Origin of the sequence: Acidithiobacillus sp. (genome assembly GCF_049965315.1) — a bacterium.
In the GTDB taxonomy this organism is placed as follows: domain Bacteria; phylum Pseudomonadota; class Gammaproteobacteria; order Acidithiobacillales; family Acidithiobacillaceae; genus Acidithiobacillus_B.
Map to the genome: position 1 here is coordinate 1 of NZ_JBMFWL010000019.1, position 13,536 is coordinate 13,536.

Consider the following 13,536-nt stretch of genomic DNA (forward strand, 5'->3'; position numbering starts at 1 on the left):
TCACCGTGTCAAGCACTTTCGCCGGAAGAAAGGCGATAAAAACCCGGCGGGGCCGGGCTGAATGTCTAAACTTCAGTATTAAAAAGATATCCATGTTGTGCGCTGCATTGGCGCTGCACTGCCGGACGGGAATGGTAGGTACAACGCGGGATAGTGGGGGATACGCCTACGCATAACATGCTGATATTATGAATATTGTGAAAATGCTTATATATCAAAAAGTCGTGGTTTTGGTCATGTTTGCATTCGCAATGCGAAGGTCGGGAGTTCGATCCTCCTCCGCTCCACCAAAATTCAGCGCCCAACTGTTCTTAGTTGGGCGTTTTCATTTGTGCTTCCCGCATGACACGCGTGGTTCCCGGTCATTCTGCGTGTGCGATCAGGGTCCTATGGCCTGGCGGGAACATCCCCTGTTGCCCTCCGTTCCGCCCTCTCTTCTCTCGAAATCGGCGCTAACTTCTTCGCCGTAGCACACGCAGACGGCGGTGTTCATCGACCACTTGTGCGCGCGCCAATGGGAATGGTTGCCTCGCGGATTTGCATGGGCAGAGCAGAACGGCAAACCCGCGAGGCCTGCTTCCACGTCAGCCCTTGGGCGGAAATGGATCATCTCCGTAGCTGTTGCGTTCGCGGATCTGACCATCGCGCCTTTGAACGAACATCTCACTCTGCTGGTTGATGGCGATGCCCAGCGCACGGTCGCCTGCGGACGCCTTGCGCATCCTCCAGGCGTCTTTCAGGGCCTCCAGCGCCACATCCAGACCGATCTTGTTGCGATGCATGAAGCAATCCACGACTGTCTTGGCCAGGCTGTAGATCCGTACCTTCACGCCGTTGCACAGATGCTCCTCGACGCCTGCCAGATGAGCGCCGCTGGCCATCTGAACCATCCTGATCGGCGGATAGTCGAGCCGGGGTGAGTGGCTGCCGCGCGGCATGGCGATCCAGACCTTACGCGGCAGTCGGGTGGTCAGTCCATGAAACTGGAGTGCCTTGAGCAGGCAGAACACGGCCTGTGGCACCCTGGTGGCGACAAGAGCAAGACCCTCGAACTCCGTTACCTGTGCCCCTGGCTGGCGGTAAAGACCACGCCCGACCCGATCCAGAAGCCCGGCGGCAGTCATGCGCGTCAGGACGACCCGAGGCGAGCCGATGGTGTCCAGATCGCTGGCGCGCAGCAGTCCCCTCTGGCTGACCAGATCAAGGATGCGCTGGGTGTGGGTGTTCGCGGGCATGGTCACCATATGTTCCGTTCTTTCTCCATAAATGCAAATTTGCAGAGGAAATGGAACGCGCTTAGGTGGCGGCGAGTCTGCACGAATCATCGCCATGCGGAGATTGCTTAGTCCATTTGCCGCAATCGGTGCGGAGAATGTCTTGCCCTTGCGGCGAATTGGGTGTTTAATCTCCGCATGGATAGCGGAGAAAAACTTTACATCTGGCAGGCCGATGAATGGCCCAACTGGCGCTACGACCTGTCCATTCTCGCCGGGCCGCTTGCCGAGGTGAGCCGTGCGCAGGGCTTGCTACTCGGTCGCTTGGCGGACGTTGGGCTGGCGCTGCGCGATCAGGCCAGCCTTGCCGCCTTGACTGAGGACGTGGTCAAGACCAGCGAAATCGAAGGCGAAGTACTGAACGTGGAATCCGTGCGTTCATCCATCGCCCGAAGACTGGGAGTTGACATCGGCGGGGTCGCCCCAGTGGATCGGCACGTCGACGGTGTCGTTGAGATGGTGCTCGACGCCACGTCACGTAGTTCGGAACCCCTGACCGCCCAGCGCCTGTTTGGCTGGCACGCAGCGCTGTTCCCGACCGGGTATTCCGGCATGAGTCGAATCGCTGTGGGCCAATGGCGCGCCGATGCCGATGGACCCATGCAGGTGGTTTCCGGGCCAATGGGGGGGCGACGCAAGATTCATTTCCAAGCGCCGCCAGCGGTTGTGTTGGCCGCCGAAACGGCACGCTTTCTGGCATGGGCGAATGCGGAAACCGGGGAGCCTGTGCTCGTCAAGGCTGGGCTGGCGCATCTATGGTTCGTCACGCTGCATCCGTTCGACGACGGCAACGGGCGCATTGCACGCGCTGTGGGCGATCTGTTCCTGGCACGTGCCGATGGCAGTCCGCAGCGCTTCTACAGCCTGTCGGCGCAGATCCAGCGGGAGCGCAGGGACTATTACGACGTGCTGGAACGCATGCAGAAAGGCACGCTCGACGTCACGGGCTGGCTGTTGTGGTTCCTGGATACGCTCCGACGGGCCATCACCAGTGCGCAGGCCACCCTGGATGCCGTGCTGGTCAAGGCGCGCTTCTGGCAACGCTGGGCGGGTACGTCGTTGAACGAACGGCAGGTAAAGCTGCTCAACCGCCTGCTCGACGGCTTCGAGGGCAAGCTCACCAGCAGCAATTGGGCCGCCATTGCCAAATGCTCCCCCGACACCGCGTTGCGCGACATCACGCAATTGCTGGAACTGGGGGTGCTGAAAAAATCCCCCGGCGGCGGACGAAGCACCGGCTACGAATTGGCGGATCAGTAGCCGGAGCCTGAAGCGTCAGTCAAACCGGCAGCGATGCGAGGGCATGCTGCAACGTCCTGTACTGGTCGCCCGGAGCGGTCGTCACATCGATGCCCAGTTCTTTGGTGTTCTGCAACCAACGCTGTGCCCACGCCATGGCCTCGTCGCGATCAAAGCGAATGAGCTTCTGGACCCGGCGATATGGGATGCCCAATGCATCTCGCGTCTGCTTTTGCGTGAAGATGTACAAGGGCAGCCCGGTTACGAACGAAATCTCGCGTGGGTCCATGTACTTCGAGGCATTCGGGAGGACAACGTCGGAGGCGCTCTCCCAGGTCGACGCCCGGAGGGCTTGGGACTCGTAATCGAGGATTTCGTCAATTGGGTACACGACGCGCTTGGACATTTTCATGAAGCGAGGCCCGCGTCCCTCGCTGCGCCAACGCTGGAGTGTCTTGGGGCTGATATTCCAGCGCGTGGCCGGGGAACCGGCGCGCATCAGCGGGCCATACCAATGTCCCTGCTCTGCACGACGATACGGACTTCTATGGGGACGTTTCGGCATCACTGAAGATAAACGGTTCGAGGTTCTGGTAGAATCCACCACCAAACAGCACGGCTCGGACCTCTCCGGGCCTTTTTCTTGCCTGCCACGCCGAGACGGAGGGGGTTCCCGCGTGACGGTCTGCGAGTAGACGCGCGGTGCGGGACAAGGGATTTACCCGGGGTTGTGACTGCCGGTTCGAGGCCAAGCAGGGCGACCAGTCCTGGGTTACATCGTCTCGCAGTGACAGGGGCGGAACTGGCCCGCCTGCGGGAGGACAAACGGCAAGTGGAGGCAAGTTCACACCTGCTCAAGACCCTGACATGCGCCTGCAGGACGTCGAAGCGGCCCTCAGCGACATCGAAAACCTGCTCGACGACAAAAAGCGTGAACATGCCAAGACCGAGCAGGAGCAAAGTGAAGCCAACGCATTCCGCCAACAGGCGCAATGCGTGCTGGAGAACACTGCAGCGCAACGGGTCTGGTTCCCGCGCAAGGAACTGCTCAATGAAAACGCCATCCGCGATGGTGGCCAATTTAGCGCATCGCGGCGTGCTCTCCGAACTCCTTGACCTGGCGCTGGCGGCCAACGCCATTGATCCCGCAGCCAGCGGCGCCGGTCAGTTCGCGCGGCGCTACGGTTTCCGCGACAAGCCTCTGCGCGTGCGCTTTCGCCTGCTCGATCCACGCCGCCGGCTGCTGCCCACTGCCTCCGACCAGGATCTCACCGTCACCCACGACACCTTTGCCCAACTCGATCCCAACGTGGCACGGGTATTCATCACCGAGAACGAAATCAACTTTCTCGCCTTCCCCAAACTGGCCGACAGCCTGGTCCTCTTCGGCGCCGGCTATGGCTTCGACATGCTCGCCCACCGACCGCAGTGGGGTAAGGAGCCGCAACCCGTACTGCGCGACCTGACCCGCCTCGGTCCCCGGGAACGCGCCCTCTTTGCTGACCTGCGCGATCAGCCCCTGGGCCAAAAGATCCGCCTCGAACAGGAGCGGATCGGCTTTTCCTGGGTAGAGCGGGCACCGGTTGAATTCCAGCAGGGCGGCCCGCAGGTCCCAGCCCTCCCAACATCCGTTCCGGGTTCATGACGCCGGCTTGCACTAGGTGCATGTCCCTGCAGTGAATAGTATTCTTGATCCCATCGCTCTGGCATGGAACCAGACATCCCCCTCAGGAGCCGCCCAATGCCCGAAGCACCTTCCCCTGGCCATCCCCAGGATGCGCAGAAATCCCGCTGGATGCTGGCTTCAACGGGGCTGAACGGGGCCCTTTCCGTCGCCAAGATCGGCTGGGGGATCTATTCCGGCAGCACCGTGGTCATTGCCGATGCCGTGCACAGCATCTCCGATGTCCTCGGCGCCTTGCTCATCTTCGCCGCCATTCGCTTTTCCCGCCATCGCTCGCCCCGTTTTCCCTATGGCTTGCACAAGGTGGAGGACATGGCGGCCCTCGCCGGTGCGGTACTGGTAGTCCTGGCGGCCTACGAGATCGTGCGGGCGGTCTTTTTCACCGGCGGCGCCCAGCCCCCCAGCAATCCTGTGGCCACCATGTTCTTCATGGCCGCCATCATCCTCGCCGAAGGCGTTTTCTTCCTGGCCGAACGTCGCGCTGCCCAGATCCTCCAGTCGCCCGGCCTGCATAGCGACGTGGTCAACTGGCTGGGGGATATCGGCGCCGGTTTCGTGGTCATCGCCGGTATCGGCGGGCATCTTTTGCATCTGCCCTACGCCCAGGAGATCGCCGTCGTCATCATCGTCCTCCTCATCCTCGAAGGCGCCTGGGACGTACTGCGCGACGCCGTAATGTCCCTACTGGACGCCTCCGTACCCCCGGAGATGCTGCGCAGGGCCGAGACCCTCCTGGCCACGGCCCCGGAGGTGGAGGAAGTGGAGCAATTGCGCCTGCGCCGGGCGGGCAGCGTGCTGTTTGCCGATGCCACCATTGCCGTGGCCGAATCCAACTTCCATCGCGCCCACGAGGTGGCCGAGCGCGCCGAGGCCAGCCTGCGCCAGGGTTTCCCGGAGTTGGAGGCCGTCACCCTGCACTATGAGCCCCAGCGCAAGCCCTACCGGCGCTGCGCGTATCTGCTGGACGATGATCAGGCAACCCTCGCTGCGCGTTTTGGGGCCACCCGCTGGATTCGCCTGGACGATCAGGATCGCGCCGGGGGGGCGCCCATGAGCCGCATGGTCCACAGTCCGGTTGCGGGTGCGGAAAGGGGCAAGGGTATCCGCCTTGCTGCCTGGCTCATTGCCCAGGGCGTCGACGAGATCCATTTGCGTAGCGGCGAGATGGAGCCGGCTTTGCAGGACCTGTTAGAGGCCGCAGGGGTGGCGGTGATGGTCGATACGCAGGAGCCCCCCGCACCCCTGGAAGCGGCCCGATAAATTCACGATCCACCGCGAAAAAACGCCGGCACGTACTGCCAGGCCGTGCGGCGCAAGGCCTCCCGATGCGCCGGCGTATCCGGATCCCAGCCTTTGAGCAGGGCCCAGAAACGCGGCCCATGATTCATTTCCCGCAAATGACAGAGCTCGTGGAGCAGTACATGGCGCACCAGGGGTGGGGGCAGAAAGAGCAACTGGGCATTCAGGCTGATGCTGCGCCGGCTGGAGCAACTCCCCCAGCGGCCGCGCTGGTGGCGTAGGCTCGCATTGTCATAGCGCAGGCCGGTTTCGGCGGCCAGGGTCGCCAACAAAGGGAAGAGATGGCGCTCCCCCTCCTGCTTCAGCCAGCGCCGCAGCAGGAAACGCGGGGCATCCCTATCCTCCGGGGCGTGGCTCAGATAGAGATGGCGGCTGGCCGGTGCCGCCGTCAGCCGGGCCGTATTCAGGGACGCGGACCGCATGCACCGGATCGTCCAGACCTGACCGACGGCAGCGAGGGAGAAGCTGGCAGGGAGATCTTCACGGTCCATCCCCATGGCCGACGCTTCCCGCGGCTCCTGCGCTCGCAAACGCTGCAGGTGCTTCTCTATCCATGCGGCACGGGCGGCCAGGGCCACCCCCACCTGCTCCGGCGGGCAATGGCTGGGGAGCACAACCACCACCCCGCCCCCGGCGGAAACCTCGATGCGCAAATAGCGCGCCCGCGCCGAGACGCGCACCGCATAGGGCTGCACCTGCCCATGGGGGAGGACGAGGGGAGGAAAAGAGGCCATGGTCCAAAGTATAAACGCAAGGGCCTGGTCCAGTCATTGGACCCCCTCGCCGCCAACTCCCGGCCAAGCGTATCCAGCCCCCGCCGGCGTTGACTTGCGCGGGTGCCCATGACTAAATGGCGCTATCCCATTCATGCGTGGAAGACTATGGATTTTGACGCCCTTCGCCGTACCATGATCGAGTCCCAGATTCGCACTTGGGACGTCCTGGACCCCCGCGTCCTGGCCACCGTGGCCCAGGTCAAACGCGAGGACTTCGTGCCCACCGCCCTGCGCCATCTGGCTTTCGTGGACTTCAATATGCCCCTGGAGCACGGTGAGGTCATGTGGACGCCCAAGATGGAAGCCCGCGTTTTGCAGGAGCTGGACCTCCAGCCCCAGGATCGGGTACTCGAAGTGGGTACGGGCAGCGGCTATTTCACCGCGCTGCTGGCCAAAATGGCGGGGATGGTGCATAGTGTCGAAGATCGGGCCGATTTTGCCCGCCCCGTGGAGGGCCGTCTGCAGGTTCATGGCATCCACAACGCCCGGATCGCCGTGGGCGACGCCTCCGCCGGCTGGGCCCAGCATGCCCCCTATGACGCCATCTGCCTGACCGGCTCCCTGCCCAGCCTCCCGGAAGCATTCAAGGAGCAACTGGCCGTGGGCGGGCGCCTCATTGCCATCCTCGGCGCCGCGCCGGCCATGACGGTGCGGCGCATCGTGCAGACCCGCCCGGGGGTCTTTGAAGCGAGCGACCTCTTTGAAACGGAAATCCCCTCCCTGCGCCACCGGGCCGCTCCGCCCCCCTTCATCTTCTGAAAGGCGTCCATGCTGCTCCATGCCCAGACCAGTCTCCTGCTGCTGGTGGACCTGCAGGACAAGCTCCTGCAGACCCTGCCCCCGGCCCCGCGCAATGCCATGTTGGGGGTCATTCAGCGCCTCGCCCAAGGCAGCCGGATCCTCGCCATCCCCCAATTGGCGACCGCCCAATATCCCCAAGGGCTCGGAGCGGTGCGGGAGGAGTTCCGGCAAAGTGCCGCCACAGTCTTGGAGAAAACCGCCTTCTCCTGTCATCGCGACCCGGCCATTCGCCAATGGCTGGAGCAGCAAGCCGGACGGCGCCAGGTCGTCCTGGTGGGGGTAGAGGCGCACATCTGCATTTTACAGACCGCCCTGGATTTGCAGAGCCACGGCTGGTCGCCCGTGGTGGTGGAGGACGCCTGCGCCGCGCGGGACCCGGCCCATGGGGCCAATGCCATGATGCGCCTGCGCCAAGCCGGGGTCTGCATCGCCAATGGCGAATCCGTCCTCTACGAATGGCTGGGGGACGCCGCCCACCCTGCCTTCAAGACCCTGGCACCCCTTCTGCGCTGAGCCGCGCCCCGGGCCCGGTCAAGCGCCTTGTTCAGAGGCCCATCCCATGCTCCATTACCGCGTCACCCTCCACCCCCAGGCCCACTGCTTTGACCTCACCCTGGAGATAGGGGAGCCCGATCCCGATGGGCAGGTCCTCGCCCTGCCCGCCTGGGTGCCCGGCAGCTACATGATCCGCGACCTTGCCCGCCACCTGGTCCAGATCAGCGCCGAAAGCCGGGGGCGGCCGCTAGTGGTGGGCAAGTTCCGCAAAGACCACTGGCGGGTTGAGCCGAACAGCGGCCCGCTGCAGATCCACTACCGCATCTTTGCCCTGGACGCCTCGGTGCGCACGGCCTATCTCGACGACATGGGCGGCTTCTTCAACGGGCCCGCCCTCTTCCTGCGGGTGGTTGGCCAAGAGCATCTGGCCCATGAGATGACCTTGATCGGCCCGGCAAGCTGGCAGATGGCCACGGCCATGGCGGCCATTGCCGCCGAACCCTGGAGTTTCGGCCGCTATGGCGCCGCCGACTACGCCGAATTCATCGATCACCCGGTCATTCTGGGTCAGTTCGCCTGCGTTCGCTTCTCCGTCCTGGAGCGCCCCCATAGTCTCGTTCTGCAAGGGCAGCACCATGCCGATCTCCTTCGCCTCGGGCGCGATCTGGAAACGCTCTGCACTTGGCAGAACCGCTTTTGGCGGGCAACCCCCTTCAACCATTATCTCTTTCTCTGCCAGGCCACGGCAGACGGCTATGGCGGCCTGGAGCATCGCGCCTCCAGCGCCCTCCTCTGCCGGCGCAGCGACCTGCCCACGGCGCTGCAAGATTCGCCGGACGAAGGTTATTATCGCTTTCTGGGGCTGGCCAGCCACGAGTACTTCCATGCCTGGCTGGTCAAGGCCATCCGCCCCGCCGTCCTCGCCGCCAGCGACCTTTCCGCCGAAGCCCTGACCAAAGACCTCTGGGTCTTCGAAGGGATCACCTCCTACTATGACGATCTGGCCCTGCTGCGCTGCGGGCTCCTGCCAGAAGATCAGTATCTTCGCGGCCTGGGCCGGGAAATCACCCGCCTGCTGCGCAGCCCAGGCCGCCATCGGCAAAGCCTCAGAGGCTCCAGCCAGGATGCCTGGATCAAGCTCTACCATCCCGGCCCCAACACGCCCAATGCCGAAATCAGTTATTACAACAAAGGCATGCTGGTGGCCCTCTGCCTCGATCTCCACCTGCGCCGCGCAAGCGCCGGGCAGTGCAGCCTGGACGTGGTGCTCCATGCCTTGTGGCAAGCCCACGGGGCAACGCAACGCCCCTTGCCCGAAGGCGGCTTCCTGGCGGTGGCGGAAAAGGCCACGGGAATGGCACTGGAGGAAACGCTGCGGCCCTGGATCGAGGAACGCGGCGAACTGCCCCTGGCCGAATTGCTGAGCGCCTTCGGCCTCGCCCTGCGCCTGCGCAGCGCCGAGGGCCCCGAAGATCAGGGCGGCACCCCCTCCGCCCGCCCGGCGGCGGCGCGGCCCTGGCTGGGGGCCAGATGGAAGGCCGGAACGCTGGGCGCCGAGTTGGTTCACGTCTGGACGGATGGCCCGGCGGAACGGGCGGGACTGGCGCCGGGGGATCAAATCATTGCCCTGGACCATCTCCACTGCGATGACCGCAACCTGCAGGAGCACCTTGCCGCATATCCCCTGAACACGGCGATCGCCATCCACTTTTTCCGCGGCGACCTGCTCCGCCAGAGCGAACTGCTCCTCGGCAGCGCCCCCGAAGATACCGCCTATCTGGAAAGACTCGATGGCCCCGACGCCGTGGTGGCGGAACGGCAAAGGTGCTGGCTTTACGGCGTCACTGCGGGAAAGTCATAGCGCAGGCGGCGCAAGTCCCGGCATTGACCGGAGTCGGCATCCACCTGCAGCAAAATTCCGCAAAAGGCGGCCACGCCATCCACTGCCTCCGCCCGACCGGGAAGCGCGGTGATGAAGCGCCGCAAGGCCGCGTCCCTGTCCACGCCGATGATGGAATCGTAGCAGCCGCACATGCCCGCATCGCTCTGATAGGCCGTGCCTCCCGGCAGGATCCGTTCATCGGCCGTGGGCACATGGGTATGGGTGCCCAGGACCGCCGACACCCGCCCCGCCAGATGCCAGCCCATGGCGTACTTCTCGCTGGTGGCCTCGGCATGCATATCCACCAGCACCACCGGGCAATCCGCCGGTCGTTGGGCAAGGGCCGCATCGGCTGCGCGGAAAGGGCAGTCATAGACAGGATGCATGAACAGCCGCCCCATCAAAGCCAGAACGCCCAGGCGCAAGCCCGAGGCCGTTTCCACCACCACCCATCCGCTTCCCGGCGTCCCCGGCGGCGCATTGTAGGGGCGGAGCAGGCGCCTTTCCCCGGTGATGTAATGGAGCGTTTCCCGCTGGTCCCAAACGTGATTGCCCGTGGTGATGACGTCCACGCCCCAGGAAAAAAACTCCGCGCAGATGGCAGGCGTAATGCCCTGACCGCCGGCGGCATTTTCGCCGTTGACCACCACCGCATCCAGGGTGAGTTCCCCGCGCAGGCGCTCCAGCCCCTGGCGCAGGGCGCGACGCCCCGCCGCGGCCATCACATCGCCGGCAAAAAGGATATTTACCGTCATGACATTACCGTAAAACAAGCGGACTCGGTGCACAAGACGTGGAGCGGCACGTCCCAGGGTTCCACCGGCAAGAGGGGCACTTCCTGGCAACTGTAGGCCACTCCCACCAGGCGCGGCCGCTGCCAAGCCGTGCGGTGATGCAGGTGGGCCAGACTGCGGTCATAAAAGCCACCCCCCATCCCCAAGCGATGGCCGTGACGATCGAAGCCCACCAAGGGCAGCAGCAGCAGGTCCAGCCGCCTGACCGGGCGCTGCGCCCGGCGCTTTCCCTGCGGCTCGGGGATGGTAAAGCGGTTCTTGCGCAATACGGATTGGGGGGAAAACGGGGCGAAGCGCAGGCTCCGGGCAAAGGGTTTGACGAGCACCGGCAGATAAAAGCGTTTTTTTCGCGCCCCGGCCATCCGCATCAGGGGTAAGAGGCTGATTTCGCCATCCATCGGCCAGTAAATCCCGATGTCTCGGGCACGCCGAAAATGCGGCAAACGGGACAAACGCCTTGCCAGTGCCAGGGCGGCATGGGCAGCAAGGGGGATGGAGATGGTCCGGCGCCGGGCACGCAATGTGCGCCGTAGGGCGCTTTTCGTCAAAAAGGAGCCTCCCGCCTGGGTCGTGCAGCCCGCTATCCCATGAACCTGATGTTCAGGTGGGTATCCACACACCGCTTTAGGCTACTCCGCAAGGGAGCGGCACACCGCAGTGATGACTGGGGATTCCCCGGATAGACAATGTTGGTTCAGGAATCATCTCGGCCACTCGAGCCCCGCAGGAGGCAAATTCAAACTACCCTTCCGCCCGTGCCGTGTCAACCAGGACGCGGAGCCGTTTCTCCAGATCCGCCAAAGCCGCTTCCTGAGCCTGCAAAGACTGGCGGGCGCGCATCAGATCCGCCGCCAGATTTACCGCCACCATCAGCACCGTACGCTCCTTGCTGGCGGCACGGCCACGCGCCCGCACCGTCTCGATCTGCCCCTGCAGGAGGGCCACCGCCTCCTGCACCAAGCCCTGCTCCTCCACCGGGCAGGCAATCTGGTAACTTTGGCCCAGCAAGGTAATGGTCAGGTGTTCCATTGCTTCGGCCGCGCTCCTATCCATGCTGCTCCTCGCCCTCCCAGCGTTCCACCTGCAGCAGGAGATCGGCCAAACGCGTGCAAACCTGCTGCTGGCGATGACGCAACAATTCGTTTTCTTCTTCCAGAAGGCGTACCTGCCTTTGCAAGGCCTGGATGGTCCGGGTAACCTGGCCTTCCTTTCCCGCCTGGCGACGCAGCGTACGGTAATCCGTTATAATGCATTCCAGCTCGGCGAGCATGGGCTCGAAACGGGATTCCATCACCGCACCCCAGGTCATGTTGACGATATTCATGAGTGTACGAAGCACCCTGACCATTTGCAAACCAGGTCGCCCCTAGATTATGCGCCTCACGGATCCCGGCAAGCGCTCCCAAGGTTTTCGCCACCGACTTTTGATCGCTGCGATCCTATCGGTCCTGGCGATTTTCGTCGTCATCCTGCGTCTGATGGATTTGCAGATCCTCCATTACGCCAAGTTTCGCACCCTCGCCCACAACAACCACGTCGCGCTGGTGCCCGTCGCCCCGCCCCGGGGGCTGATCCTGGCGGATCATGGGGAGGTGTTGGCGGACAATCAACCCACCTATGCCGTGGAAGTCGTTCCCGATGAAGTCCACGGCCTCCGGCAAACCATGGCCGAACTGAGCACCCTGCTGGCGCTGACGCCGCGGGAATTGCGGCAGTTTCAGGAGAATCGCGCAGCCAAGCCGGACTTTGACCCCATCGTCGTGAAAACGCAGCTCACCCCCGCGCAAATGGCGGCCATAGCCGTGCGCCAACTGGATCTGCCGGGAGTGCGCGTGGTGGCCATGCTCCATCGTGACTACCCCTACAAAAGCCTGTTCTCCCATGTCGTGGGTTATGTGGGCCCCGTTACCGCCGCCGACCTCCGCCAATTCAACCCTTCCAGCTATCTGGGCCAAAACTATATCGGCAAAAGCGGCCTGGAGCGTTTTTATGAACGGGACCTGCGCGGCAAGGTGGGCTACCAGATCAAGGATATCAACGCCATGGGCTTGCAGGTGGGCACCCTGCGCAGCATTCCCTCGGCCCCCGGCGACAACCTGGTCACCCACCTGCGCCTGCGTCTGCAGGAGGCTGCCGCCCTGGCCCTGCAAGGCAAAGGCTATCGCGGCGCGGTAGTCGCCCTCGACCCACGCACCGGCGCCGTCCTGGCCATGGTCACCAGCCCCAGCTTCAACGCCAACTGGTTTGTGGACGGCATCAGCGACGCCCACTGGCAAGCCCTCCTCGACAATTCCGGCCGTCCGCTGATGAACCGCGCCGACAACGGACTGTATCCCCCCGGCTCCTGCGCCAAGCCCTTCTACTCCATTCAGGCCCTGCAGGCGGGCATCATCACGCCTGATTACCACACCTATTGCGCGGGCAACTTTCAGCTCGGCGGCCACACCTTCTGGGACTGGAACCGCTCCGGCTTTGGCAACACCGGCCTGACCAAGGCCCTGGCCTGGTCCGTGGATGTCTTTTACTACAAGCTCGCCGTGAAAATGGGCATCGCCCTGCAGGATCAGACCCTCTGGCGCTTCGGTTTCGGCCATGCCACCCCCATCGATCTGCCCGGCGGGGCCAGCGGCTTCGTCCCCACGCCACAATGGAAGGAACAGCACCTGCATGCGCCGTGGTACACCGGGGACTCGGTCATCCTCGGCATTGGCCAGGGCTATCTCCTCGTCACCCCGCTGCAACTGGCCCGCGCCGTCGCGGCCATCGCCAATGGCGGCTACCTAGTCTACCCCCATGTAGCCAAGGCCCTGGTCAACCCAGAAAACGGCGGGGTGCGGAACCTCGGTTTCATTCCACCCGAAGATCTCCATATCCCCGCCGCCGCCCTCCATGCCGTGCGCAAGGGGATGGAGGCCTGCGTCAACGAGGGCACCTGCCGCAGCATCAGCGTCCCCGGCATCAGCATCGCCGGCAAAACCGGCACCGCCCAGATACCCATCGCTTACAAAAACGGACGCACGGTCTACAACGACGACTCCCTGTTCATCGGCTGGGCGCCCGTCCATCACCCGCGCATCGCCGTGGCCGTGGTGGTGGAATACGGCGGCGCCAACGCCTGGCAGGCCTTACCCGTGGCCCATGCCGTCATCCAGGCCTACCTCCAGGGGCAAAAGCCCGCCACTGTTCCGGTCTCCGGGCCCGGCACCCCAACGGCCAAGCTGCCCTAGCGCCGGGGCCAGCCCCTTCCCATTCCCAGCCCGGCGCAGATTGGTCCTTGCCGAAAGGGCAAGAC

15 protein-coding genes and 1 other RNA gene are annotated in these 13,536 nt (G+C 63.9%); 8 read left to right on the forward strand and 8 right to left on the reverse strand.

Annotated elements, in window-relative coordinates; genetic code table 11:
- Nucleotides 1-584: 584 nt before the first annotated feature.
- Nucleotides 585-1,331 carry a type IV toxin-antitoxin system AbiEi family antitoxin domain-containing protein gene (locus tag ACP5MM_RS06220; RefSeq protein WP_427931710.1) on the reverse strand — a complete coding sequence of 249 codons (747 nt, stop codon included), beginning with the start codon at nt 1,329-1,331 and terminating at the stop codon, nt 585-587.
- 81 nt (nt 1,332-1,412) lie between these two features.
- On the opposite strand from ACP5MM_RS06220, the gene ACP5MM_RS06225 reads away from it, so the two are divergent.
- A complete protein-coding gene (locus ACP5MM_RS06225) occupies nt 1,413-2,534 on the forward strand; it encodes a Fic family protein (protein ID WP_427931712.1) in 1,122 nt (373 codons plus the stop codon).
- Between the two features lie 19 nt (nt 2,535-2,553).
- Here ACP5MM_RS06225 and ACP5MM_RS06230 read toward each other — a convergent pair whose 3' ends face one another.
- Nucleotides 2,554-2,925, reverse strand: a complete 372-nt coding sequence (locus ACP5MM_RS06230) for a hypothetical protein (protein WP_427931713.1) — start codon at nt 2,923-2,925, stop codon at nt 2,554-2,556.
- A gap of 455 nt (nt 2,926-3,380) precedes the next feature.
- Between ACP5MM_RS06230 and ACP5MM_RS06235 the strand changes: the two genes are divergently transcribed.
- The 3 genes from ACP5MM_RS06235 (at nt 3,381) to ACP5MM_RS06245 (ending at nt 5,457) form a co-directional block, all read left to right on the forward strand.
- Complete coding sequence (locus ACP5MM_RS06235) at nt 3,381-3,629, forward strand: hypothetical protein (RefSeq protein WP_427931715.1); 249 nt, start codon at nt 3,381-3,383, stop codon at nt 3,627-3,629.
- A complete protein-coding gene (locus tag ACP5MM_RS06240; RefSeq protein ID WP_427931717.1) occupies nt 3,565-4,158 on the forward strand; it encodes a Wadjet anti-phage system protein JetD domain-containing protein in 594 nt (197 codons plus the stop codon). Before ACP5MM_RS06235 ends, ACP5MM_RS06240 begins: the two co-directional genes overlap by 65 nt.
- Nucleotides 4,159-4,254: 96 nt before the next feature.
- Nucleotides 4,255-5,457 carry a cation diffusion facilitator family transporter gene (locus ACP5MM_RS06245; protein WP_427931718.1) on the forward strand — a complete coding sequence of 401 codons (1,203 nt, stop codon included), beginning with the start codon at nt 4,255-4,257 and terminating at the stop codon, nt 5,455-5,457.
- A 2-nt stretch (nt 5,458-5,459) separates the two neighbouring features.
- Here the strand turns inward: ACP5MM_RS06245 and ACP5MM_RS06250 are convergent, their stop codons facing one another.
- Nucleotides 5,460-6,230, reverse strand: coding sequence for a M48 family metallopeptidase (locus tag ACP5MM_RS06250; RefSeq protein WP_427934279.1), 771 nt, complete (start codon nt 6,228-6,230; stop codon nt 5,460-5,462).
- A 147-nt stretch (nt 6,231-6,377) separates the two neighbouring features.
- Here ACP5MM_RS06250 and ACP5MM_RS06255 point away from each other — a divergent pair, with 147 nt between their 5' ends.
- From ACP5MM_RS06255 to ACP5MM_RS06265, 3 genes are read left to right on the forward strand one after another with little or no spacing between them, the layout of a single operon-like run.
- Nucleotides 6,378-7,031 carry a protein-L-isoaspartate O-methyltransferase family protein gene (locus ACP5MM_RS06255; protein WP_427934280.1) on the forward strand — a complete coding sequence of 218 codons (654 nt, stop codon included), beginning with the start codon at nt 6,378-6,380 and terminating at the stop codon, nt 7,029-7,031.
- A gap of 9 nt (nt 7,032-7,040) precedes the next feature.
- Nucleotides 7,041-7,586 (forward strand): isochorismatase family protein, encoded by a 546-nt coding sequence (locus ACP5MM_RS06260; protein WP_427931722.1) that lies wholly within the window; start codon nt 7,041-7,043, stop codon nt 7,584-7,586.
- A 46-nt stretch (nt 7,587-7,632) separates the two neighbouring features.
- Nucleotides 7,633-9,429: a M61 family metallopeptidase gene (locus ACP5MM_RS06265; RefSeq protein ID WP_427934281.1), complete on the forward strand. Its 1,797-nt coding sequence runs from the start codon at nt 7,633-7,635 to the stop codon at nt 9,427-9,429.
- On the opposite strand, the gene ACP5MM_RS06270 is transcribed toward ACP5MM_RS06265, so the two are convergent.
- From ACP5MM_RS06270 to ACP5MM_RS06290, 5 genes are all read right to left on the reverse strand, one after another.
- Nucleotides 9,402-10,205, reverse strand: coding sequence for a TIGR00282 family metallophosphoesterase (locus ACP5MM_RS06270; protein ID WP_427931725.1), 804 nt, complete (start codon nt 10,203-10,205; stop codon nt 9,402-9,404). The genes ACP5MM_RS06265 and ACP5MM_RS06270 overlap by 28 nt on opposite strands.
- Entirely contained in the window at nt 10,202-10,792 is a 591-nt protein-coding gene (locus ACP5MM_RS06275; RefSeq protein WP_427931727.1) for a 5-formyltetrahydrofolate cyclo-ligase, read from the reverse strand. Before ACP5MM_RS06275 ends, ACP5MM_RS06270 begins: the two co-directional genes overlap by 4 nt.
- A gap of 4 nt (nt 10,793-10,796) precedes the next feature.
- A non-coding RNA gene (gene ssrS, locus ACP5MM_RS06280) (6S RNA) lies at nt 10,797-10,977 on the reverse strand.
- A gap of 8 nt (nt 10,978-10,985) precedes the next feature.
- Nucleotides 10,986-11,297: a cell division protein ZapA gene (locus tag ACP5MM_RS06285; protein ID WP_427931729.1), complete on the reverse strand. Its 312-nt coding sequence runs from the start codon at nt 11,295-11,297 to the stop codon at nt 10,986-10,988.
- Entirely contained in the window at nt 11,290-11,568 is a 279-nt protein-coding gene (locus ACP5MM_RS06290; protein WP_427931731.1) for a hypothetical protein, read from the reverse strand. Before ACP5MM_RS06290 ends, ACP5MM_RS06285 begins: the two co-directional genes overlap by 8 nt.
- A gap of 100 nt (nt 11,569-11,668) precedes the next feature.
- Between ACP5MM_RS06290 and mrdA the strand changes: the two genes are divergently transcribed.
- The gene (gene mrdA, locus ACP5MM_RS06295) at nt 11,669-13,471 is read left to right on the forward strand and encodes a penicillin-binding protein 2 (RefSeq protein ID WP_427934282.1); all 1,803 of its coding nucleotides are present in this window, start codon (nt 11,669-11,671) and stop codon (nt 13,469-13,471) included.
- Nucleotides 13,472-13,536: the final 65 nt, after the last annotated feature.